The sequence below is a fragment of the Paraburkholderia unamae genome, assembly GCF_003268775.1.
Lineage (GTDB): Bacteria > Pseudomonadota > Gammaproteobacteria > Burkholderiales > Burkholderiaceae > Paraburkholderia > Paraburkholderia unamae.
In genome coordinates this window covers 1-21,099 of the sequence record NZ_QLSU01000047.1, presented here as the reverse complement: position 1 = coordinate 21,099, position 21,099 = coordinate 1, and the positions used below count along the sequence as shown (strand labels likewise).

At 65.6% G+C, this 21,099-nt stretch carries 21 protein-coding genes; 5 read left to right on the top strand and 16 right to left on the bottom strand.

The window, feature by feature from the left end; genetic code table 11:
* Positions 1 to 4 precede the first annotated feature (4 nt).
* From C7401_RS41555 to C7401_RS41545, 3 genes are all read right to left on the bottom strand, one after another.
* Positions 5 to 397: a nuclear transport factor 2 family protein gene (locus tag C7401_RS41555; RefSeq protein ID WP_112177873.1), complete on the bottom strand. Its 393-nt coding sequence runs from the start codon at positions 395 to 397 to the stop codon at positions 5 to 7.
* Between the two features lie 65 nt (positions 398 to 462).
* The gene (locus C7401_RS41550; RefSeq protein ID WP_112177872.1) at positions 463 to 1,587 is read right to left on the bottom strand and encodes a TAXI family TRAP transporter solute-binding subunit; all 1,125 of its coding nucleotides are present in this window, start codon (positions 1,585 to 1,587) and stop codon (positions 463 to 465) included.
* Positions 1,588 to 1,647: 60 nt separating this feature from the next.
* A complete protein-coding gene (locus C7401_RS41545; protein ID WP_146758084.1) occupies positions 1,648 to 2,730 on the bottom strand; it encodes a zinc ribbon domain-containing protein in 1,083 nt (360 codons plus the stop codon).
* A 477-nt stretch (positions 2,731 to 3,207) separates the two neighbouring features.
* Here C7401_RS41545 and C7401_RS41540 point away from each other — a divergent pair, with 477 nt between their 5' ends.
* Positions 3,208 to 3,474: a CppA family protein gene (locus C7401_RS41540; RefSeq protein ID WP_112177870.1), complete on the top strand. Its 267-nt coding sequence runs from the start codon at positions 3,208 to 3,210 to the stop codon at positions 3,472 to 3,474.
* Positions 3,475 to 3,549: 75 nt separating this feature from the next.
* On the opposite strand, the gene C7401_RS41535 is transcribed toward C7401_RS41540, so the two are convergent.
* From C7401_RS41535 to C7401_RS41500, 8 genes are all read right to left on the bottom strand, one after another.
* Positions 3,550 to 4,404, bottom strand: a complete 855-nt coding sequence (locus tag C7401_RS41535) for an ABC transporter permease (RefSeq protein WP_112177869.1) — start codon at positions 4,402 to 4,404, stop codon at positions 3,550 to 3,552.
* Positions 4,376 to 5,566 (bottom strand): ABC transporter substrate-binding protein, encoded by a 1,191-nt coding sequence (locus tag C7401_RS41530; RefSeq protein WP_112177868.1) that lies wholly within the window; start codon positions 5,564 to 5,566, stop codon positions 4,376 to 4,378. The genes C7401_RS41535 and C7401_RS41530 overlap by 29 nt, the downstream gene beginning before the upstream one ends.
* 29 nt (positions 5,567 to 5,595) lie before the next feature.
* Positions 5,596 to 6,387, bottom strand: coding sequence for an ABC transporter ATP-binding protein (locus C7401_RS41525; protein WP_112177867.1), 792 nt, complete (start codon positions 6,385 to 6,387; stop codon positions 5,596 to 5,598).
* Positions 6,384 to 7,526: an acyl-CoA dehydrogenase family protein gene (locus tag C7401_RS41520; protein ID WP_112177866.1), complete on the bottom strand. Its 1,143-nt coding sequence runs from the start codon at positions 7,524 to 7,526 to the stop codon at positions 6,384 to 6,386. The genes C7401_RS41525 and C7401_RS41520 overlap by 4 nt, the downstream gene beginning before the upstream one ends.
* On the bottom strand, positions 7,523 to 8,089 hold the full coding sequence (locus C7401_RS41515) for a carboxymuconolactone decarboxylase family protein (RefSeq protein ID WP_112177865.1): 567 nt from the start codon (positions 8,087 to 8,089) through the stop codon (positions 7,523 to 7,525). Before C7401_RS41515 ends, C7401_RS41520 begins: the two co-directional genes overlap by 4 nt.
* A gap of 144 nt (positions 8,090 to 8,233) precedes the next feature.
* Positions 8,234 to 9,202: an AraC family transcriptional regulator gene (locus C7401_RS41510; RefSeq protein WP_112177864.1), complete on the bottom strand. Its 969-nt coding sequence runs from the start codon at positions 9,200 to 9,202 to the stop codon at positions 8,234 to 8,236.
* A 174-nt stretch (positions 9,203 to 9,376) separates the two neighbouring features.
* The gene (locus tag C7401_RS41505) at positions 9,377 to 10,300 is read right to left on the bottom strand and encodes a nucleotidyl transferase AbiEii/AbiGii toxin family protein (RefSeq protein ID WP_112177863.1); all 924 of its coding nucleotides are present in this window, start codon (positions 10,298 to 10,300) and stop codon (positions 9,377 to 9,379) included.
* Positions 10,257 to 11,333: a type IV toxin-antitoxin system AbiEi family antitoxin gene (locus C7401_RS41500; protein ID WP_112177862.1), complete on the bottom strand. Its 1,077-nt coding sequence runs from the start codon at positions 11,331 to 11,333 to the stop codon at positions 10,257 to 10,259. Before C7401_RS41500 ends, C7401_RS41505 begins: the two co-directional genes overlap by 44 nt.
* A 406-nt stretch (positions 11,334 to 11,739) precedes the next feature.
* On the opposite strand from C7401_RS41500, the gene C7401_RS41495 reads away from it, so the two are divergent.
* A complete protein-coding gene (locus tag C7401_RS41495; RefSeq protein WP_181565822.1) occupies positions 11,740 to 13,464 on the top strand; it encodes a caspase family protein in 1,725 nt (574 codons plus the stop codon).
* 38 nt (positions 13,465 to 13,502) lie between these two features.
* Here C7401_RS41495 and C7401_RS41490 read toward each other — a convergent pair whose 3' ends face one another.
* From C7401_RS41490 to C7401_RS41475, 4 genes are all read right to left on the bottom strand, one after another.
* Positions 13,503 to 13,760, bottom strand: coding sequence for a hypothetical protein (locus C7401_RS41490; protein WP_112177860.1), 258 nt, complete (start codon positions 13,758 to 13,760; stop codon positions 13,503 to 13,505).
* A 62-nt stretch (positions 13,761 to 13,822) separates the two neighbouring features.
* The gene (locus C7401_RS41485; protein WP_112177859.1) at positions 13,823 to 14,233 is read right to left on the bottom strand and encodes a RidA family protein; all 411 of its coding nucleotides are present in this window, start codon (positions 14,231 to 14,233) and stop codon (positions 13,823 to 13,825) included.
* A gap of 226 nt (positions 14,234 to 14,459) precedes the next feature.
* Positions 14,460 to 15,701 carry a cystathionine gamma-synthase family protein gene (locus tag C7401_RS41480; RefSeq protein WP_112177858.1) on the bottom strand — a complete coding sequence of 414 codons (1,242 nt, stop codon included), beginning with the start codon at positions 15,699 to 15,701 and terminating at the stop codon, positions 14,460 to 14,462.
* 97 nt (positions 15,702 to 15,798) lie between these two features.
* Positions 15,799 to 17,271, bottom strand: a complete 1,473-nt coding sequence (locus C7401_RS41475; RefSeq protein ID WP_112177857.1) for an MFS transporter — start codon at positions 17,269 to 17,271, stop codon at positions 15,799 to 15,801.
* A gap of 160 nt (positions 17,272 to 17,431) precedes the next feature.
* Between C7401_RS41475 and C7401_RS41470 the strand changes: the two genes are divergently transcribed.
* A complete protein-coding gene (locus tag C7401_RS41470) occupies positions 17,432 to 18,310 on the top strand; it encodes a LysR family transcriptional regulator (protein ID WP_112177856.1) in 879 nt (292 codons plus the stop codon).
* 167 nt (positions 18,311 to 18,477) lie between these two features.
* Here C7401_RS41470 and C7401_RS41465 read toward each other — a convergent pair whose 3' ends face one another.
* Positions 18,478 to 19,254: an AraC family transcriptional regulator gene (locus C7401_RS41465; protein ID WP_244315075.1), complete on the bottom strand. Its 777-nt coding sequence runs from the start codon at positions 19,252 to 19,254 to the stop codon at positions 18,478 to 18,480.
* 125 nt (positions 19,255 to 19,379) lie between these two features.
* Between C7401_RS41465 and C7401_RS41460 the strand changes: the two genes are divergently transcribed.
* Both C7401_RS41460 and C7401_RS41455 read left to right on the top strand, forming a co-directional pair.
* Positions 19,380 to 20,297, top strand: coding sequence for a DMT family transporter (locus tag C7401_RS41460; protein WP_112177855.1), 918 nt, complete (start codon positions 19,380 to 19,382; stop codon positions 20,295 to 20,297).
* A 248-nt stretch (positions 20,298 to 20,545) separates the two neighbouring features.
* A complete protein-coding gene (locus C7401_RS41455; RefSeq protein WP_112177854.1) occupies positions 20,546 to 20,887 on the top strand; it encodes a zinc ribbon domain-containing protein YjdM in 342 nt (113 codons plus the stop codon).
* The last annotated feature ends 212 nt before the right edge of the window (positions 20,888 to 21,099 follow it).

Here is a 21,099-nt window from a genome sequence, read left to right as displayed (position 1 = left end):
CGCCTCACGTGATCCGCGCGACCCATTCGACCCATTGGCTTCGCCATGCCGGAGCGTCGAACGGATCGCAGAAGTACTGGGTCTCGTGCACGACCTGGGTGCCCCTGAACTCCATGATGCTGACCGTACAGGTGGCGCGCCCCTTGTATGAAATGATGTATTCGGTCACCCAAAGCGGGCCTTCGCCCTGAATTCTTCTTACGTTGAAGCCCGATGGTTTGTCCGGGTGATGGCTGCGCAGCGCCTGCAAATTGGCTCTCCCGACAATCCGCTCGCCCGATTGGGGATAATCACAGATCGCATCGTCGGCATAGATGGCGTGCTCGGCGTCGAGATCGCCCGCTGCCGACGCGCGCCAATGCGCATCCAGTGCGTCACGTATGCTTGCTTCTGTCATGAGGTGCCTCCGGACGGCGAGTTCTTCACCAACGGTTCCATAGCGGCGTCCGGTACTTCGCCGCGTTACTTTCCGCAAAGCAGTAGCAGGCGCTCCTGGTCCGTACAAGGCCTTCCGTTGATCTTTTGCGAAGCGGTGGCCCCTTGCGGCGCGGCCGCGCCGTTGGCCGGGCTGTTGGCCGCTTGCATCGCGGCGCGATGCGCGAAACACGCCTTCAGCCGCCGCTCGACAGGCTGATAGTATTGCCACCCCTTGCCAAGACCGGGTAATTCGAGCTTCACCTGCTTCCACTTCGGGTGGCCGTGTTCCTGGAGATTGTCGAAGTTCTCGCAGAGCGAATCGGCAAAGCGCTTCAGGTTGCCGACCGTGTCGCGCAGATTGTAGTCATAGGTGACGAGAAAGGCCTTGACCGTCCATGTCGGCACGTCCTCTTTCAGCCAGTTCGGGTAGCTCGATACGTGGATCGTCGCGGGAAAGTAGGTTTGCCTGGCGCGCGCCGTTTCGGGCGCGTTCGGGTCGACGCGCAGGAAGCGGATCTGCTGTAGCAACTCGGGGTTCATGTCGGTGAAGAGTTTCGCGGGTTGCCCGGCGACGATGATCGCAACGTCGATCTTCTTCACGATCAGCGCGGCAAGCGCGTCTTCATTGCTCAGGTGCTGCGCGTTCTGCTCGGGAATCGGCTGGCCGAACATCAGGCGGTACAGCGTGCTTGCCGATTGCGCAGTGCCGCTGCCAATCAGCCCCACGCTCATCACCTTGTCCTTGATCTCGTTGATCGTCTTCATCGGCGAGTCGTTGCGCACGACGAAGTAAATTTCCTCGTCATAGAGCGGCATGATGAGGCGCAGTGGGCGAATCATCGTGCCCGCCTCTTCGTTGCCGGAATTGGCCATGTCAACATAAGCCTGATAGACGTCCGATTGCACGAGCGCGAGCTTCACGCCCGGCTCGAAACGCATGCGCTGCACGTTTTCCGCCGAACCTTTCGAGGGCAGCACTTCGAGGTCGATGCCGGCCGGTTGGGCAACCCATTTCGACAGGTCCTGACCGATCTGAATGTAGGTGCCGCGCTCGGGGCCGGTCACGATGCGGTAGTGCGCGTCTGGCGCGGCGGCCATGGAAAGTGTCGTGAAAAACAGGGCGATCAGTGCCAGCAGGGCCACCGGGGCCGCCAGAATCGTTTTCAGCATGGTCTCTCTCCCGCGTTGGAGGTGAGGTGCGGCAGACTTCGAAGTGTTATGGAGTCCTGCTCAATGTGCGGTGCCGGTTGGGGTGGATGGTTTCCAGCCGTTTTGCAGGATCGCGCGCTCCTGAGCATCGACGCCGTGGTCGTTGCTCGCTGCATTCGCGGCGCCTGCGTTCGCGGACGGGTTAGCCGTGGCTGTCGTGGTTGCTTGCGGGGCGCCATTCGCAGGATTAGCGGGATTGGGCGCCTTCGTCGAACCCGTCGAACTCGTTGAATTCGGCGACCCGAGCGGCTTCCAGGCCGTTGCGACGATGGCGCGCTCCAGCAACGATTGCGCGTGCTGGCTGCTCGAATCGATTGCCAGGGCCTCCGACGCCTGTTGCTGGGCGCAGGCCCAGGTATGCTGCGCCGCGCATCGCTCCGCGCCCTGCAATGCGTTGTCGCGCCGCTGCTCGCGCGCCGCGATGTCACGCTGGATCGTGCGCGCGTCCTCGTTGTCCGGGTCGCGCGCGAGTGCGGCGCTGTTCGCGGCCTTCGCGTCGAACAGGTTGTTTTCCGCGAGGCTCCTGCGGGCGACGCGCAAGCTGTCGGCCACATCCGTGTATTGCGGCGTCGCACGGGGCGGCGGCGAGGCAGCGGGCGCCCCCGTGTCGGCAGCAGGGGACAGCGTAGCGTTCGTTGTTTCCCGGGACGCAGAGGTCGAGACCGAGCCGCCCGACGAGTGCGTGCTCTGATCTTCGTTCGCGCTTTCCTGCTTGCGATTGTCGCCAAGCAGCAGATAGGTGGCGTAGCCGAACATGAGAACGAGCCAGAAAAGGAAGAGGCCCTTCGTCAGGATCCATCGTTTCGTGAGCCCGAACGGCAACGCATGGCCGGGCAACTGGTGCGGATCGCCGGGCTGCGCCGACGGGTGGTCGGATGCCAGCGCGGCGGCCGGTGAGAGCTTCGCGGCCGCAGGCACGGGCGGCGCGGCCGCCGTGGGACCGAGCGCTTCCAGCGTGGCTTTCGGATGCGTGCCCAGCGTAACGGTGTCGAGCGGTCGATCCGTGCCGCAGTAAGGGCAGAAGTCGACGTGCTGATAGATCAACCCACCGCAGCGCTTGCACGCAAAGGGGTAACTCGGGTCGTGAGTAATCTGAGCGGACATGCGTGCGTCCCACCGTTATGGCGATGCCATTTCGGCATGCTCAGAATCGTTGTTGAAGCGATCGGCAAGGCCTCGCGGAACCCACGATCTGCATGCACAGGAAAGCGGCGGCGCTGGTCCGAGCGCTACCGCTTGCAGGAAAATATGGTTGATTTCCCACAGCGCGTCAATGTCCGCTGTTGCCTACCGCACATAGCGTATTCCCTCGCATGCGCGCGACCGATCGGATCGCGGGATTTCTTGCGGTTCATGCAAGCTTTTTATGCGCGCCGTTTTTATTCATAAGAATAGCTAAATGATCGGATGGATTCGTTGTGCGGGTGTGCAAATAAGACCCCAATTTGGCGTCGTGGCTCGCAGGCATTCCCCGGGGCACCAATGCACGCCCACTCACGCCACAATCCAAAATCCACCTTGCGGCGGTGCAAAATACTGTATAAATTAACAGTATGTGTTTACGTCCAGTAGGAGCGTGGCATGGAATCGCTGATCCGCATCGTGAATGATGAAGACCGTCAGGCGTTGGAATGGTTGGTCGCCAACGTGGGCGCGCAGCGCGTCGGGGCCGCGGCGCAACGGCTGGCTGCCGGAGGAAAGCGGCCGTTCGTTTCCGCGCTGTGCCGGTACCTGGGCGCGTGGCCGCCCGCTGCGCGCCGGGGGCGCTCGGTTGCACCCGTTCATACGGCGGTGGGCGACCTGCACCTCGCGCGCATCCGTGAGGTGCTCGCACAGGCAACACGGTGAAGGCTCGCGCGCATTGATGTTCGGGGCATTCCCGAGCTTCCCGGCGGTGTTCCCGCCGCCGGGAAGCCCGCAGGATCAGCGCTGCGCGCCAAAGCGGCGATAGAGCTGCCGCGCCACATGGTCGAGCAGGAAGCCCAGCGCGCCAATCACGAGCACGACCGCCATCAGCTCCGAATACGCGAGCCGGTCGCGCGTATCGAGAATCAGGTAACCGAGTCCCGAACTCACGCCCAGCATTTCGGCGGGCACGAGCACGATCCACAACACGCCGATGGCGAGGCGCACGCCCGTGAGCACATGCGCGGCAATGCCCGGCACGTAGATGTGCCAGAGCATTTCGGCGCGCGTCGCGGCGAGGCTTTCGCCAAGCTGCACCCAGCGCGCGTCGATATGCTGGACGCCCGACGCCGTGCTCATCACGATCGGCCACACCGCCGCGAAGGCGAGCAGGAAGTACACGGGCGGGTCGCCCACGCCGAGCGACATCACGGCGATCGGCATCCACGAAAGCGGCGAGATCATGCGCAGGAATTGCAGCGCGGGCGACAGCGCCGTTTCGAGCACCTTCACGCGGCCGATCAGAAAGCCGAGCGGCACGCCTATCGCCATCGCGAACGCGAGACCGACGCCAATGCGCCGCAGACTCGCGCCGATATGCGCGAACAACCGGTCGTCGGTGACGAGCGCTGGGAAGGTTTGCAGCGCCGCGAGCGGGCCGAACTGCGCGGCGAGCGCGTTGTGGCGCGCGAGCACCGCCACGCCTGCTGCCCAGAACGCGAGGATCGCCACGAGGCCGAGCACGCCGAGCGAAGCGCGCGCCAGAACGCCGCGCGCACGTTCCCGGTGCGCGCCTTCGCCCGGCGGCGCGGCGCCTCGCGCGGCGCCGGAGTGGGCGGGCAGGCTAGACAACGATCGTCTCCGTGCGCGCATACGAAGCGGGCAGGCCAAATGTCTTCATGCCGCCGACAGCCTCGATGCTCTTTTTCACGAAGCGGTCGTCAACGAGATCGCGCGCCACGAAGGCCGGGTCCAGCGCCTTGATGAACTGCCCGTTGCCTTCGACCTGCGTCGCCTTGAGCCGCCGCACGAGTTCCTCGGTGTACGCGGGGTAAGGATAGGGCTGGAAGTCGATGCGCTTCTCGTGCCAGTCGCCGTGAATGATGGCGCGGTCGCCCAGATAGCGCGCTTCGTCGGCGGGCGTGGGCGCGAGCACGCTTTGCAGCAGGCCGGCCGCGTGTGGCGTGTAGTGATTCGCGCCGCTCTTCGAGAGCAGTTGCGCGGCTTCTTGCGGATGCGCGCGCGTCCACACCTGGGCCTGCACGATCGCATCGACGACCTTTTGCGACCACGCGGGCCGCCCGGTCAGGTCGCGTTCGTGCATGAACACCACGCAGCACGCGTGATCGCGCCAGACGTCGCCCGTGAAGCGCAGGATCTTGCCGACCTTGAGCGCCTCCGCTGCCGCGTTGAACGGCTCCGCCACGATAAAGCCCGCGATCTGCTTCGCGGCGAGCGCGGGCGGCATGTCGGAAGGCGCCATCACGACGAGGCGCACTTCGTTGGACTTGAGCGCACCGTCCTTCGCGAGCACCGGCGTGAGGCCTTGCGCGCGAAGCATGTCTTGCAGCACGACGTTGTGAATGGAGTACCAGAACGGCACGGCAAAGGTCTTGCCGCCCAGATCCGCGAGTTTGTCGATCTCGGGCGCGACCGTGAGCGCCGAGCCGTTCACGTGATTCCACGCCACGACCTTGGCGCTCGCCTGGCTGCCGTAGCGCGCCCAGATCGTCATCGGCGAGAGCAGGTGGACGACGTTGACCTGACCGGAGAGGAAGGCCTCGACGAGCTGTGCCCAGCTGCGCAGCAGCGTGGGTTTTTCGACCTGCAAGCCCGCTTGCGCGAAATAGCCGTTGTTGTGCGCGACGAGCAGGGGCGCCGCGTCGGTAATGGGCAGATAGCCGATGCGCAGCGGCGCGTCCGGTTCGCTCGCGGCACGCGCGTCGAGCGCGCTGAGCAGCGGCGCGGCGCCCGCGACCGTGAAAAGCGATGCGAGCTTGAGCCACTCGCGGCGGGTCATCGGAAACTGGCACATGCGGTGGTCGTCCTCGTGGGTTGCGGGTTTTACAGGTGGGGCGCGGCGGTGCGCGCCATGGAGTCGTGCAGCGCGCTCACGAGCCGCACGCGCAGCGCGCCGAGCGCTTCGACGTGCGAGTGGCGCGGCGCGGGCACGTCGACGGTGAGATCGAGCGCGATGCCGCCCTGCCCGAGCACGCACACGCGGTCGGAAACGAGCAGCGCCTCGTCGATGTCGTGGGTGACGAGCAGCGTCGCGGCCTGCGTGTTGCGCACGACCTGCACGAGCAGGCGCTGCATGTCGGCGCGCGTGACTTCGTCGAGCGCGCCGAACGGTTCGTCGAGCAGCAGCGTGCGCGGCTCGCGTGCGAGTGCACGGGCGAGCGCGGCGCGCTGTGCCATGCCGCCCGAAAGCTGGCGCGGCGCGAGATGCGCGGCATGCGCGAGGCCCACGGCCTGCAATGCCGTTGCCACGCGCGCCTGGCGCACGCTGCGCGCGAGTGCGGGCTGGCGGCGGAAGTTCAGGCCAAACGCCACGTTGCGCTCGACCGAAAGCCAGGGCAGCAGGCACGGGTCCTGAAACGCGAGCGCGACGTCGGGGCGCGTGCCGTCGAGCCGCGCGCCGTCCACGCGCACTTCGCCCGCGGCCGGCGCGATCAGCCCGGCGGCGATGCGCAGCAGCGTGGACTTGCCCGCGCCGCTCGCCCCGAGGATCGACACGAGTTCGCCCGCGTGCACGTCGAGATCGACGCCGTCGAGCACGTTGCGCTGCTGCCAGCCCATGCGGATGCCGCGCAACGCGATACGCGGCGCGGGCGCTGCGTGCGCGCCGCCGCTCATGCGGCCTCGCTGCGGCGATGCTGCGCGAGCTGGGTTTTCAACTGCACGAGCGTGGGCGTGACGATGGGCACGAAGGCGGCTTCGCGGCTGCGGCGCGCGGTGTCGTTCGTCATGCTTGTGGCGTTTGTGGTTTGCGCCGCGCCCTGCGCGCGCAAATAGCCGCGGCCGCCCGCTGCCTGCACGTCGAGACGCGCGGCGGCCGCGACCACATCGGCCAGGCCGATGCGCACTTCGAATTGCGCGGCAGGCTGCGCGACGAAGGCGCCGCTTGCCACGCCTTCGTAGAGGCGCGCGGTAAGCGTGTCGAGTTCGGCGCGCAGCGCGGCGGCGTCATCGGCGAGCGCCGCGCGCACGGCGGGGCTGCTCGCATCGACGGATTCGAGCGCGCGGCGCGCAAGGCCAATCGACATGCCGCATTGCAGGCCGAGGAACGCGGGGCGGGCGCGCGAGAGGAAGGCAGGCGTGTCGGCGGCGATCAGCCAGCTTGCGTCGAGCTCGGTGTGCGCGAGCGTGAGCGCGGCCGTGTTGCTGCCGCGCAGGGCGATCAGGTCGAGGTCGTCGCTGCGCGTGACGCCCGGCGCGTCGTGCGGTACGGCGAAGAGGGCGGGCGGCGCGCCGTCGTGGCGGTCGAACGCGGCGGCGACCACGAAGCCTTCGGGGCGCAGATTCGTGATCCAGGGCAACGCGCCGTCGAGCGCGAAGCGTGTGGCGCCGGCGTCGAGCGGCGTGGCGCGCATCTGCAATGGCTCGATCGCGCAGAGGTATTTCATCGCGTTCGAGAGTCCCGTCGCGCCCGCGTGCTCGCCCGAAAGGAGCACGGGCAGCCAGCGCGCGCGCAGGGCGTCGTTATCGCTTTGCAGCAGGTATTCGATGAACGTGCGCTGGCCCCAGAACACGAACGCGCTCGCAAGCGAATGGCGCGCGACGGCGGCGATCGCCTCGATGGCGTCGACGGTCGTGCCGCCCGCTCCGCCCAGCGCAGCGGCCACGCCCACGCGAAAGAGGCCCGCGCGCGCGAGTCGCGGCACGATCTCGCTTGCGTGATTGTCGCCGCGCGAGTGGGCGTCGATGGCCTCGGCGTGCGCGTCGAGCCAGGCCGCGAGATCGGCCGGCAGCGTGTGAAGCCGCGCGCTCGTCATGCCGCGCGCACGCCCGCTTCCCAGCGATAGGCGGCCAGTTGAGGATTGAGCTCGTTTTGCGCGAGGTTGTTCGCGAAGTTGCACAGCGTTGCGAGGCTCACGCCGAGCACGACTTCGAGCGCGTTCGCGTCGCTGAAACCGGCTTCGCGAAACGCGGCGAGCGCGGCGTCGGGCACCGCGCCGCGCGTGGCGATCACCTCGCGCGCGAACGTGGCGACGGCGTCGAGCCGCGCATCGCCGCTCGCACGCCCGTCGCGCAGCGCGCCAACCACGGCTTCGGGCAACTGCGCCTTTTTGAGCGCGACGGCGGTGTGGCCCGCCACGCAGAAGCCGCAGCCGTGAATCGCGGCGGCGGTGATCTGCACGGCTTCGCGCTCGGCAAGCGTGAGGCCGCTGCGCGCGTTGATCTCGCCGACGGTCAAATACGTTTCGAGCGCGACGGGTGCGTTGGCGAGCGAGGCGACGAGATTGGGCAGAAAGCCGTTCGCGGCCTGCGAGCGCTCCAGGAACGGGCGGCTCGCTTCAGGCGCGCTTTCGATGGTGTGCAGCGGCAGACGGCTCATGACGGTTCCTCGCAGATTCGGTGAAAGTGGTGCGATTATGTTGTCGCGCGCAACGGCGAACAATGCGCGCGCGTCTGCGATTCATGCGGATTTGTCTTGCGTGCGGTTTTCGCGCGATTTCCCTACATCGTCCATACGTGGCACTCAATGGAGCGCGACGTGCGCGAGCGATTCGGCATCCTTAGCGGTGCGCCGCCACGCGCCGGGCTGCACGCCGGTCACGCGCTTGAACGCCTGTGCGAACGCCGATTCCGATTGATAGCCCACTTGCTCCGCCGCATCGGGCGTGCTGGCCCCCGTGCTCAGCATGGACGCCGCGAGCTTCATGCGCACGAGCGTGACGAATTGCGCGGGCGGCTGCCCCGACAACTCCGCGAACAGTTTGCAAAAGCGCGCGCGCGACATATGGCTGAATTCGGCCATGCTCGCCGTGGTCCATGACTTGCCGGGTTCGGCGACGATGGCCGCGACGAGCGGCGCGAACGCGGGCCGGCGCATGAGCGACCAGAAGCAGGGCGCGAGTTCGTCGTTGCCGTCGAGCGCGCGCAGCGCGTAGACGAACAGCAGGCCAGTTAGACGCGCAATGAGTGGCGAAGGCGTGTGCGGATCGAGCAGCGCCTCGGCCCGGATCAACTCGAAAATCTGGCGCGCGCCATGCAGCGCTGACTGATCGTGACGCGCGATCACGTGATCGGGCAGCAGGCCGAGCATGAGATCGTCGAGGCCCGCTTTGAACTCGAAGAAGCCGCAGGCAAGACCTAGGCTGCCGGGCGCTTCGCGACCGTCTGGGTCGAGCGGCGTCATCGTGCCTGCGCGCGCTGTTTCGCGACCGCGCTCGGGCGCGAGCGGATCGGGCGAAAGACAGTGGGGCGAATCGGCGAGCAGGAACACGGCGTCGCCCGCGGCGAGCGGCACGCTGCGCGCGGGACGTTGCGCTCGCGCCGGCACATGGAGCCAGCACCGGCCGTGCAGCACCACATGAAAGCTCGCACGCCGATGGCCGCTTGTCGAAGCCTGCCACGCGCCGCAATACTGGCCTACGTGAAAGAGCGTGCTCGTCGGTTCAAGACCTTCGAGCAGCCAGGCGGAGAAAGCATCGACATGAGAGGGCATACGTTCCAGCTTGCGGATAGCGCGGACAGACCCGACGCAGGATCTCCCACCATAATCCGTTCTGGCGTCGATGCAACCAAGATATCGTCAGATGCTTATCTACGGTTTCGCATAGGTCCGCGCCGCTTCGCCAAGCGTTGCGGCTTGATGGCTGCTTCCTGGCCTGCTGGCCGGCTAGCCGCCATCGTCGTCAGCGAGGCCGCTGGCGGGCGGATCGGCAACGAACTGCGCGGTGAAGGCGGCCAGCAAATCGTCCGAGTCGTCGACGAACTCGCCAAGCATGAGCGTCGCGGCGCGCGCGAGCAGGTCCGACTGTAGCGTGGCGTAGGTTTTGCGCGACCGGAGCAGCGCGCGCACCGCCGCGCGGGTTGCGGGGCGCGCGACGTCCCGGGCGTTGCGCCCGAGCAGCCCTGCGGCGGCGATCTCGGCCTTGAACTCGCTGGCTTCGAGCAGGTCCATGGCCTCGTCGTACACCCGGTCGGTGTTGCCCGCGAAGAAGAACTTACGGAGTACGAACAGGATGTCCGAGGCGTCGGTGGATGTCGACGTGCGCCGGTCTTGCCACGCCATGAGCTTGAGCAGCACGAAAGCGGGAATCGTCACGACCGGAACGACCTGTCCTTCGCCGATGTCGATCTGCTCGGCGGTGTCCACCGCCTCCTGAAAGCCCAGCACGGTCATGACGATGTCGCCGTCGGGCGGCCAGGCAATCGTGCCGGGCTGCGCCTCGACCGGACCGAAGGGAACGAGGTCGAGTTGCACGCCAAATGCGTCGGTCTCGCGCTGAAAGATGAGCTTTTGCTGGGCTTTTGCGTCGCGCGTGAAGTGGCCGCTCGCGAGCAACCGGTCGATCAGCGTCTGATGAAACTCCCAACTGAGCGCGCACACCGCCACGTCGACGTCGCGGGTGGCGATCGGCGACTTGATGCCCCGGAGGTGCCAGAACTGGATGTCGCGCGCGGTTGCGCCCGCCAGCACGAAGTGCGCGCCAAGTTGCCCGCAGGCGTCTTTTACGGCGGACAGCAGCGCGATGGTGAGCGCGGGGACCGGCCGGTCAGCCGGCACCTTGACTACCGGTGTTTGCGAGGAAGCGGTCATAGACGGTCTGTGCAACGGCGTGGTGCCGGCTGTCGCCCGTGGCGATCAGGTCGGCGTAGACGAGCAGCGGATGGACGACGCCCGGCGGGACGTCCCAGTTGCGCTCGGCAGTTTCGGGCCAAAACGACTCGAGTATTTCGACTTCGCCTTGCGGGTCGGCGCGCAGGCGCGCGGTTTTCTTGAGCGCGAGCGTCGCGGCTGTGCGCGCATAGACCGTGACCGACGCGGGCTTGATCTCGTGCGTGAGGAGATCGGCGGCGCACTCGCCGCCCAGGCGCGCTTCGAGCCCCGAAAGATGTGCGCCTTGCCACCAGTCGACGCCCACGCCGCTCGTGAAGCGCTGCGCCATGAGTTTTGGCCGCAAGCGGGCAGGGTACAGGCTCGCCCACTCGTCAATCATGCGGCGCGGGTTGGCGAGCGCGCGCCGGTTGCCCTTGTGAACGACGAGCCCTCGTGCGATCAGGTCGTCGACGGCGAGGTTGACGGTGTTCAGCGCCACGCCCGACGCTTGCGCAATCGTGCGGTACGGCTGTTGCACGAGGCCCGGTTGAGTCGCAAGCGCGAATGTTACGCGCAAGCCCTTTGGGGTTGTCGAGCGCGAACGTGTGTCGCTTTGCGCGAGCGCAGGTTTGCTGCGCCCCACGATCATGATCGTGGCCTCGGGCTCGTCGAGCCAGGCGTTGCCGGCGGTGTCCAGAAACGGAATGCCCTTCGCGATAAGGCTTTGCGCGAGCCTGGCCGTGACATGCTGGGTGACCAGCATGACCGGCCGGCCGGACTTCGGCCCGGCTGCGGCGCTCGCGAGACGAATGCCGGCGCTCGAGGCGCTGGCGGGGTTCGTTGCGATCACCACGGGCATTTCGAACTGCTTGCCGGAAACCGAAAAGCGCACCGATGCGTCGACCCTGGGCGGGCGTGAGGGGGGGCTGAAGCCCGGTTCGGCGTGGTAGCGATGCGTGGCGTCCGAGAAGGCTTCGCATGCCAGGCTAAGCGCCATCTGCTCCGAGGCGGAAAGGCGGTGAGTGGCAGCCATCAAGGACACTCCTGTATGTTATTTTCCAGTGTACGTTAAAAAAGAACACTGTGCAAATAACGTACAAGATGTCTACTCGATTGAATTTTATGGGAAAATTATCGAGATGTGGCTTTTTTGTACGCTTAATCGACATGTACGCTAATTGAGGACGAAGAAAATAAAACGTACAGACACTGCCTGAAACGTGGACCGGATCGGGACTTCGCGTTTGCCGGCGCCGTATAAACCGTTCGCTATCGCACATTTTCCCGGACCTTCACGGTCCTTCCACAGGCAACGAACGGGATAATGAGAGGCGGTGTCCGGCAGAGGCAAGGCGCGACTGGCGCGCCGCTAACCGGCCGGGAAGTTCTTTCCGGAAACGATGCATCCAGCATCGTTTGCTGACTCAGCGTGGGGAACAGTGATCACCCGTCGCAGGTTCATCGGCGCGTTGCCGGTCTTGCCGTCACTCTTTGCGTCCGCGACAAGCCGGGCGGGCTCCGATGCGGCCTCCAGGGTCGCGCTCGTCATCGGCAACAGCCACTATCCGCACATGGCGCTGCGTAATCCGGGAAACGATGCGCAGGCAATGGCGGGTTTGCTCAGCAAGGCGGGTTTTCACGTCGACACACAACTCGATGCGAATCGCGATACCTGTCTGTCCGCCATCCAGCAATTCGGCCAGAGCCTTTCGAATGCCGATGTCAAGCTGGCGATTTTTTATTACGCGGGGCACGGCGCGCAACTCGACTGGCACAACTATCTGATTCCGGTGGACGCGCACGTGAGCACCGGCGACGAACTCCGATCGCGCTGTGTCGATCTCGGCGCGTTGCTCGACGCGTTTGCGAAGGCGAAGGGAAAGACATACGTCGTCATTCTCGATGCGTGTCGCAATGATCCGTTCAACGGCACATACCGGCCCGCGCAAGCGGGGCTCAGCCAGTTCGACGCACCCGTGGGCAGTCTGCTGGCCTATGCCACATCGCCGGGCAGCGTTGCATACGACGGCGACGCGAACAACGGCCTGTACACCGGGAGCCTGGTGCGCGAACTGTCGCGCACGGCCACGCGGATCGAGGACGCGTTCAAGCGCGTGCGCCTGAACGTGCAGCTCATGTCGAACGGCGGGCAGATTCCGTGGGAATCGACGTCGCTCGAGAACGACGTGTACATCTTCGAAAACGACGCGAAGCCGCTCACCGACGCGGAGATCGAAGTCATCACGCGGGACGATCTCGACACCTGGATGCGGATCAAGTCGTCACGCAATCCCGACGACTGGGTTGCCTACTTGCGCAAGTTTCCGGATGGCCGCTTCGCCGAGATCGCGCAAATGCGTCTGACGCGCTTGCTCGCGGCGTCCCGTGGTCATCAAGCCGCGACGGCGGCGGCTTCGATGGCGGTCACGCCCGCTCCGGCGAGTTCCGCACTCGTGTCGAGCGACGCGGACGAGGAGGGCGCCACGACAATTGAAGTCGCGTCGGGCGATACGTTGGCCAATCTGAACCGGCCATCGGCCAATCCGTTTTCCGCCGGGCGTTATCCGCTCGGCCGCCACTTCACGGTCGACGACGAAGCGATATTTCTGGTGAGCGATCTCCTGACGGGGCTGCCTAAACGGCGCTATCGCGTTCGCATTACGAAAGTCGATCTGGATGCGGACCGCGTTGAAGGAAACGACGGACGCTGGGTATGGGACTCGATGGGCAATGTGATCGCCTCGCCGCATGGCGGCGTGAACGACGTACCGGCGCAACTCGCTCCCACCGAAATTCAGATCGGCAAGCAATGGACCGCCGCATGGCACGCGGATCATCCTGAATACGGACAGCAATTCATTTCACTCGACCTGAAGATCGTCGCCCGAGAGCCCATCACGGCGGCGCAGCAGACCTTCAACGCGTTTCGGATCGAAGGCAGTGGCTGGATTGAAATCTACGAGGGCGTGGGGCGTCGTTCGGTGAGCGCGGAGCGCAAATACTGGATCGTGCCCGGCATCAACTTCCCGCTCAGGATCGAACTGGTCAATCGCCCCACCGGCCGCTCCAGAAGCTATCGTGCAGGAGGCGGCGGGCATCGCAGGGAAAGACAGGATCTCGTGATGCTTCGGCAACACGCGGTGGACGTGACCGAGGGAGCATGATGTCCGGCGGGCGAGGTCCGTGCCTGGCCTTTGCCGGATCAGGGGTGCGAATACGGGTCCTGAAGCGGCGACTGGCGCGTTGTATGGTGCCGGTGGTGCTGCTTGTGCTTTGACTTCGGTTTGGACTTCGCCTGCAGTTGGGGTTGCGCCTGGCCGGGCGGCGGCGGCGCGGAATTCGCGTGAGCGCGTTGCGGCGAGCTCTCGCCTTCGCCAAAGTGAAACGTCTGCGAGGTTTGCGCGTGAGCGGTCGTGGACAGCGCCACGGCGACCAGCAACAGGTAATTCGAAAACTTCATGGGCGCTCCTTTTTGAACATGCGTGGGGGACACATTGCCCGCTGCGGGGCATGCGCCGATATTCAGGCGTTCGCAGCCGGATCGCGCTGCACGGCCACGCACTTGATCTCCACCAGCAAGCCGGGATGCGCGAGTTCGGATACGCCGATCGACGTCCATGCGCACGTGCCGCGCGGAAAGACCCGATTCTTCACTTCGCGGAAAACGGGCATGTGCGTGCTCATCTGCACGTGGTACGTCGTCATATCGACGACATCTTCAAAGCCGCATCCGGCCGCCTCCAGCACGACACGCAGATTTTCCCAGCACGCCAGAAATTGCGCTTCCGGGTCGGCGATCACTTCGAGATCGGCGGTGCGTCCGACCTGGCCGGCGCAGAAAACGGTGGCGCCGACTTTCACGGCCGGTACATATCCGGCGCGTTCAACGATACGTTGCATCGCGGGCGGGACGATCAATTCGCGGTCTGTCATGGTAATTCGTGGCAAGGTTGATGCGGTGATGCACCGTTGGCGGGGGCATCGAGCGGATCGCATGCGATGCGGCGTTGAGCAGGCTGCTAGCGCGCAAGAGGTCCTCACGCATGGCGTCTACGCCGTGGCTGAAAAAGCGGCTGGGCCCCGTGAGAGATGAAAAACCCCGCGCAGCGGGGTTTCATGGCTCGCGACCAAGGGCACATTCAAGGCCACACGGCGCGCGTCACGCCGCCAGCTTGAGCGCTTGCGAGAAGTCCGCGATCAGGTCGTCGATATCCTCGATGCCCGCGGAAAGCCGCAGCATGCCGTCGGAGATGCCCATTTCCTTGCGCGTTGCCGCCCCCGCTTCGAAAAAGATCGTCGGCGCAACAGGAATGATGAGCGTGCGCGTGTCGCCGAGGCCGGTCGCCTTGATCGGCAGTTGCAGCGCATTGACGACGTCGATCATGCGATCCGCGTTGAGCAACTCGAACGCGAGCAGCCACGAAGCGCCCTTGAACAGCTTCTGCGCGATCTCGTATTGAGGATGGCTTTTCAGGCCGGGATAGAACACCTTGCCGATAGCGTCGTGTCCTTCGAGAAACTGCGCGAGCGCGAGCGCATTGTCGCTGCTTTGCTTCACGCGCAAGGCGAGCGTTTCCGCGCCCATGGCGATGGAGTGCGCCTGTTCCGACGACAGCGCCGCGCCCATGTCGCGCAGGCCTTTCTTGCGGATCTGCAAGAGCCCCTGGTCCTTCGGCGCCGAACGGCGGTAGTCGTCGGCGATATTCGGATACGCGCTCCAGTCGAACAGGCCCGTGTCGGTCACCGCGCCGCCGAGCGCGGCGCCGTGGCCCGCGATGGTCTTCGTCAGCGAGTTGATGACGAGGCTCGCGCCAACCGCCTTCGGCTTGAACAAGGCGGGCGAGGTGATCGTGTTGTCGACGACGTACGCGAGACCGCGCTCGCGGCACACGTTGCCGATGCTTTCCAGGTCGGGAATCTGCGTGCCCGGATTCGCGATGGTTTCGACGAACACCATGCGCGTGTTCGGGCGAATGGCGTTCTTCACGTTCTCGACGTCGCAGGCGTCGACGGTCGTGACTTCGACGCCGAGCGTGCGCAGCGTGCCGAACAGGCTGTTGGTGTTGCCGAACACGTAGCGGCTCGACACGAGATGGTCGCCCGCGCGCAGGAGCGTGAGGAACGTCGCCGTGATCGCGGCCATGCCGGTGCTGAAGCAGATCGTGCCGACGCCTTCTTCGAGGCTCGTGATCTTGCGCTCGAGCGAGGCGGTCGTGGGAGTGCCTTGCCGCGCGTAGTTGAAGCCGCCCTTTTTCGTGCCCTGGAACACGCCGATCAGATCCTCGACGCGTTCGAAACCATATTGCACGGACGTGTGAATCGGCTGGCGCACGCCGCCGTGCTCGGTGCCCGCGATTCTGTCGCCGTGAACGATGCCCGTGGTAAAGCCTTGCTTGCTCATTCCTTCTCCGTCTCTCAAGTCGATTTCTGTCTGGCAGATTATCGCCTGGGTTACGGTGTCGCAGCGCTCCGCGCCCCGCGCGGCGGGTCAACCCGGGTCAACCGCTCGCATGCCGCCGCCGATGCAGCGGGCCGAGCGCGCTCGACAGGGCGGCGCAGGGCAGCAGGACCGCGACGAGCGCGAACATCGTCGTCCTGAATGCATGCGCATAGTCGGCGGCGGCCGGCGTTGCGCCGAGCAACGAGAAGAACAGCCCGCCCAGCGTTGCCGCGCCCACGGCCGCGCCGATCTGCAACGTCGCCGAGACCATGCCGGAGGCCACGCCCGCGCGCTCGGGCTCCACTTCGGCAAGCACGATCCGCACGACGGAGGGCAGGACGAAGCCCTGGCCGAGCCCAATCGCCGCAAGCCCGACGTAAAAGCCGCTTCCGGGCGCGCCCGCGCCGGCCAGCGCGGCCGCGATCGCAAGGCCGGTCCCGAGCAGCAGGAAGCCGAGCGTCAGGACGCGATACCCGCCGAAACGGTGCACGAGGCGCGGCATCAGCAGCGGGCTGGAGAGGAAGCCAAGACCGAAGGGCAGGATCGCGAGTCCCGACGCAAGCGGCGACCAGTGCAGGCCGCCCTGCAAATAAATGCCGTAGCTCAGGAAAAACGCGCTCGTCATATAGAACACGAACGCGAGCACGAGGCCCAGCGCGACGACGGGATTGCGAAAGAGCCGCACGTCGAGCAGCGGGTCGCGGCCGTTGGCGAGACTGCGCCACTCCACGCGCAACAGCAAGCCGAGCATGGGCAGCGAGCCGATCAGGCAGGCGACCATCCACAGCGGCCAGCCGGACTCGCGCCCGCGCGTGAGCGGATAGACCAGCATCAGCAGGAACAGCGAAAGCAGGATGGTGCCCGGCACGTCGATGCGGCGGCCGCTCGGCGGGCGGCTTTCCGGTATGTAGCGCCAGCTGCCGATGAGCGCGAGCACGCCGATCGGCAGATTGACGAGGAAGATCGCGCGCCAGCCAAGGCCAAACGGATGCAGGCTGATCAGCGCGCCGCCGCCGAGCTGTCCGATGACCGCGGCGACGCCGAACACGAACCCATAGAGCCCCATCACGCGCACCTGCTCGTGCGGCGTGAATACGCTGCGGATCGTGGCGAGCACCTGGGGCGCGAGGATCGCGGCGAACAGGCCCTGGAATATGCGCGCGGCGACGAGCATCGCGCCACTGGTGGCGAGGCCGCAGAACGTGGAGGCGACGACGAAACCCGCCATGCCCGCCATGAAGACGCGTTTGCGGCCGTACAGGTCGCCCAGCCGTCCGCCGGTGATCTGCATGACGGCGTTCGCGCACGCGTACGCCGAGACCACGAGTTGCAGCTCGGTTGCCTGCGCGCCCAGCCCGTCGCGGATCGCGGGCAGCGCCAGGTTCACGATGAAGTAGTCGAGCGGGGGGAGGATCGCGCCGACCAGCAGGACGACCAGCGCCCAGCCGTGATGGCCGTGCGCGGCCTCGGCGGAATCGCTTGCGGCGACGCGGGATGTCGTCGCTCGCGCGGCGAAGGTGTTGTCGGACATAGGTGTGCTCAGTGATAAAGGGGCGGATGCAATTGCAGGTGCGCCGCCGTTGTGGGCACGCAGCCCATCATGGAACCGCTATTCTCTGCGCGTCTCATGGTCCGGAAAAGCGGGAATTAATGCTATGATCCATCGCGTTATTCGATGGATGCGGAACGCCATGCGCGGCTTTGAATTCGACCAGTTGAAGACGTTCGCAACCGTGGCGAACACGGGCAGCCTTTCGGCGGCGGCGCCGCTCCTGCATCTTTCGCAATCCACGATCAGCGAGCAGGTGCGCAAGCTCGAAGTGCGCGCGGGCATGCCGCTCTTCACGCGCAGCAAGCGCGGCGTCGAGCTGACGGCGGCGGGCACCCGGCTGCTCGATCATGCGCGGCGGCTCGTGGCGCTCAATGAAGCCGCCTACGACGAATTGCGCGGGCAGGCGATCAAGGGCGAGTTGCGCGTGGCGATCACGGAGTATTTCCGCACCCATGAGGTCGCCGGTTTGCTGGTCCGGTTGCGCGAATGCTATCCGCACCTGAGCCTGCATGTGAGCGCAATGAAGAGCGCCGATATCGAAGTCGCCTATGCGCGGGGGCAGATCGATCTGGGCGTGGTCATGCACATGTCGACGGGGCCGTTCCGGCCCGCGGATATCGACGCCGACGCGCGCTGGGAGTTGCGCCGCGAGCCGCTTTCCTGGGTCGCCTCGCCGTCGCTGGCCGAGCAGTTGCCGGAGCCGTTGCCGCTCGTGTTGCTGCCGGGCGACTGCATGATGCATCAGGTCGCGGTGCGCGCTCTCGAAGCAAACGACATGACCTACGAACTCGTACATAGCGCGTCCGGCGTGGGCGGACTGCAATCCATGCTGGCCGCTGGTCTGGGCGTGGGCTGCCTGTGCACATCGGCAATTGGCGAGGGCCTCGTGCGGCTCGGTGCGAAGCATCGCTTGCCGGTCTTGCCCGAAGCCGTTTTCTCGCTGATGCCGCCGCATCCCGGCGAACAGGAAACGGTGACGCAGGCGAGAGAAGTGCTGGCGCGGCAACTGCTCGTGTGATTGCACGCGCAATCGATTTCGGGCGTAGATAAATTCACGAAATCGACCGCTTTCTGTGCATGCATGGCGGGTTAATTAGATATCCGGAATAAATGTATTGCGTGCCCGCGACGGCCGCGGTCGAGCTGGTGCGTTACGCGGTGAAGCCGTAGCGCGCAGCAGCGGGATCAGCGATAGAAGGCAGACGGTGCGATCCCAAAGTGGCGCTTGAACATGGCGGCGAACGCACTCTGGCTCGTGTAGCCGTGATCGAGTGCGACCGTGAGGATCTTCTCGCCGTGCGCGAGGCGTTCGAGCGCGAGAAAGAGCCGCGCGTGCTGGCGCCAGCGTCCGAGCGTCATGCCCGTTTCGCGCTGGAACGCGCGATGCAACGTGCGTTCCACCATGCCGAGTTCGCAGGCCCAATGTGCGGCTTCGTGCGGCGCTCCCGGGGCGGCCACGATCGCGTCGCAAAGCCTGCGCAAACGCGCGTCGGCAGGCCACGGCAGATACAGTGGCAGACGCGGAATCATGGCGATCTCGGCCAGCAACAAACGCATCAACAACTCATGACGGCTGCCCGGCGCGTAATCCAGCGGCGCTTGCACGGCCGCGAGAATTAGCTCGCGCAGCAAGGGCGGTACATCCACGACGCAGCTTCCCTGCGGCAAATCGACGGCGGCGCCCGGCTCGACGAACACGGTGCGCATGCGTACGTTGCCGCTCATGCGCACCGTGTGCTCGAGCCCCGCGTCGAGCCAGACCGCCCGCGTGGGCGGCACGACCCAGCGGCCCGTCCGGGCCTCGACCAGCATCACCCCTTCGACCGCATAGAGGAGCTGCGCGCGGCGATGGCTGTGCGTGTCGATAAACGCACCGTGTGGATAGTCCGCGGCGAGCGCGGCCACCGGCATCGGCGTGTCTTCGAATGGAACGTGGATGTCGTGTGGAGGGAGCGCGATCATCGGCGGGCGCGGTGCGATGTCAATTTTGCGATAACAAAGGACATTCTAGCGTGAGACGGACCGCGTTCGCGGCGGGCACCATCGAGGCTCTCCCGACCCACTTCGTCAACATCAGGATGCCCGCAATGCCTGCCTTTTCCGCGCTCTTTCCACTCGTCGCGATTCTGCTGTGGTCCGGCAACGTGATGGTGTCGCGCTTGTCCGCGCACACCATCGACCCCTATGCCATCACGTTCTGGCGCCTCGCGCTGGCCGTCGCGCTGATGAGCCTCTTCGTGCCCGCCGCGGCGTGGCGCAACCGCGCTGCGATCGTTGCCCAGTTGCCCAGACTCGCCTTTCTTGGCTTTCTCGCGATGGCGTTGTTTCAGTGCCTCTCGTACGAAGCCGCGAAGACAACCACGGCCACGAATATGGCGATCATGACTGCGCTCGTGCCGTTGCTCACGCTGCTGCTCTCCGTCGCGCTGCTCGGCGAAACACCGACGGCCGGCATGGCCTGCGGCGCGGTGCTTTCGTTCGCCGGACTCGTCTGGCTCATCACGGCGGGCAACCCGGCGGCGCTGCTGGCGGGCGGTGTCCATGCGGGCGACCTTCTGATGCTGGCCGCTGGCGGTGCATATGCACTCTACGGCGTGCTGTTGAGGCGCTGGCACGTGGGCTTGCCGTCATGGCAATCGACATACGTCCAGGCGATTGCGGCGCTGCTGTTCATGCTCGTGCCGCTCCTGCGCCTGCCGCTCGTCGACGCGCTGCCGAATCGCGCGAGCCTGCCACTCATTGCCTACGCGGGATCGCTGGCGTCCGTCGTGCTGCCGTTCTTCTGGATGCAGGGCGTGAAACACCTCGGGCCGAACCGGTGCAGCATGTACATGAACCTGCTGCCGGTGTTCACGGCTGCGCTCGCCGTGGGCGCGTTCGGCGAACAGTTGCACGCGTATCACCTTCTCGGCGGCGCCGTGGCGCTCGCGGGGGTGCTCCTCGCGCAGACGTGGCGCGCGCCGCTCGTCGGTCGTCGTGAGCAAACAGGTGCCGCGGCCGAGTGATCTGAGTGATGCAACTAACTGTCGGTGCGCGCCGCGTCCTGTGTTCCGCCGGTTCCCGGCGCAATCCATCTGCCGGCAAGGGAGAGGGTGCTTTCCAGCTCGACGGGCGATCGATGCGATGCCGCTGCGATCTCCGGTTACGGCGGCCGGCTTTTTCATCGCGGCTTACTGACGCGGCAGAAAGGGCTGCGTAACGGCCGCGGTATACTTCCGCGCTTCTTTTGCCCCTGCCGTATCAAGGATTAGACATGAGCGCATTGCCACCCTGCCCTAAATGCAATTCCGAGTTCACGTACGAAGACGGCGGCGTCTATATCTGCCCGGAGTGCGCACACGAGTGGTCGGGCCAGGCAACGGCTGCGACTGAGGCGGCGGGCAGGGTTTATCGCGATTCGGCCGGCAATGTGCTCCAGGACGGCGACACCGTTACGGTCATCAAGGACTTGAAGCTGAAGGGCTCGGGCGGCGTGATCAAGATGGGCACCAAGGTCAAGAACATCCGGCTGGTGGACAGTGATCACGATATCGATTGCAAGATCGATGGCTTCGGCGCCATGAGCCTGAAAACGGAATTCGTCAGAAAGGCCTGATCAGCGCATCGTGCATGAACGGCAGCCGGTGTCTGGATGCGGCCGCTTGAGGACTGCTTGAGGACTTTGTCTCGGCCGAAGCGGGGTTGGCGTATTGGCCCCTCGTTCCCTGAAAACCGGCCCCAGAAATTATTTTTCGATAATCGCTTGACGGGTGATTCAGCGACCTGCATAATTCGCCTCCTTCGCTGATCGCTGCGAACGAAAACGCA

What these genes read in the sequence shown, in the direction of transcription:
- C7401_RS41555 (WP_112177873.1), bottom strand. Translation starts at nt 397, where the DNA reads ATGACAGAAGCAAGCATACGTGACGCACTGGATGCGCATTGGCGCGCG.
- C7401_RS41550 (WP_112177872.1), bottom strand. Translation starts at nt 1,587, where the DNA reads ATGCTGAAAACGATTCTGGCGGCCCCGGTGGCCCTGCTGGCACTGATC.
- C7401_RS41545 (WP_146758084.1), bottom strand. Translation starts at nt 2,730, where the DNA reads ATGTCCGCTCAGATTACTCACGACCCGAGTTACCCCTTTGCGTGCAAG.
- C7401_RS41540 (WP_112177870.1), top strand. Translation starts at nt 3,208, where the DNA reads ATGGAATCGCTGATCCGCATCGTGAATGATGAAGACCGTCAGGCGTTG.
- C7401_RS41535 (WP_112177869.1), bottom strand. Translation starts at nt 4,404, where the DNA reads ATGCGCGCACGGAGACGATCGTTGTCTAGCCTGCCCGCCCACTCCGGC.
- C7401_RS41530 (WP_112177868.1), bottom strand. Translation starts at nt 5,566, where the DNA reads ATGTGCCAGTTTCCGATGACCCGCCGCGAGTGGCTCAAGCTCGCATCG.
- C7401_RS41525 (WP_112177867.1), bottom strand. Translation starts at nt 6,387, where the DNA reads ATGAGCGGCGGCGCGCACGCAGCGCCCGCGCCGCGTATCGCGTTGCGC.
- C7401_RS41520 (WP_112177866.1), bottom strand. Translation starts at nt 7,526, where the DNA reads ATGACGAGCGCGCGGCTTCACACGCTGCCGGCCGATCTCGCGGCCTGG.
- C7401_RS41515 (WP_112177865.1), bottom strand. Translation starts at nt 8,089, where the DNA reads ATGAGCCGTCTGCCGCTGCACACCATCGAAAGCGCGCCTGAAGCGAGC.
- C7401_RS41510 (WP_112177864.1), bottom strand. Translation starts at nt 9,202, where the DNA reads ATGCCCTCTCATGTCGATGCTTTCTCCGCCTGGCTGCTCGAAGGTCTT.
- C7401_RS41505 (WP_112177863.1), bottom strand. Translation starts at nt 10,300, where the DNA reads ATGACCGCTTCCTCGCAAACACCGGTAGTCAAGGTGCCGGCTGACCGG.
- C7401_RS41500 (WP_112177862.1), bottom strand. Translation starts at nt 11,333, where the DNA reads ATGGCTGCCACTCACCGCCTTTCCGCCTCGGAGCAGATGGCGCTTAGC.
- C7401_RS41490 (WP_112177860.1), bottom strand. Translation starts at nt 13,760, where the DNA reads ATGAAGTTTTCGAATTACCTGTTGCTGGTCGCCGTGGCGCTGTCCACG.
- C7401_RS41485 (WP_112177859.1), bottom strand. Translation starts at nt 14,233, where the DNA reads ATGACAGACCGCGAATTGATCGTCCCGCCCGCGATGCAACGTATCGTT.
- C7401_RS41480 (WP_112177858.1), bottom strand. Translation starts at nt 15,701, where the DNA reads ATGAGCAAGCAAGGCTTTACCACGGGCATCGTTCACGGCGACAGAATC.
- C7401_RS41475 (WP_112177857.1), bottom strand. Translation starts at nt 17,271, where the DNA reads ATGTCCGACAACACCTTCGCCGCGCGAGCGACGACATCCCGCGTCGCC.
- C7401_RS41470 (WP_112177856.1), top strand. Translation starts at nt 17,432, where the DNA reads ATGCGCGGCTTTGAATTCGACCAGTTGAAGACGTTCGCAACCGTGGCG.
- C7401_RS41465 (WP_244315075.1), bottom strand. Translation starts at nt 19,254, where the DNA reads ATGATCGCGCTCCCTCCACACGACATCCACGTTCCATTCGAAGACACG.
- C7401_RS41460 (WP_112177855.1), top strand. Translation starts at nt 19,380, where the DNA reads ATGCCTGCCTTTTCCGCGCTCTTTCCACTCGTCGCGATTCTGCTGTGG.
- C7401_RS41455 (WP_112177854.1), top strand. Translation starts at nt 20,546, where the DNA reads ATGAGCGCATTGCCACCCTGCCCTAAATGCAATTCCGAGTTCACGTAC.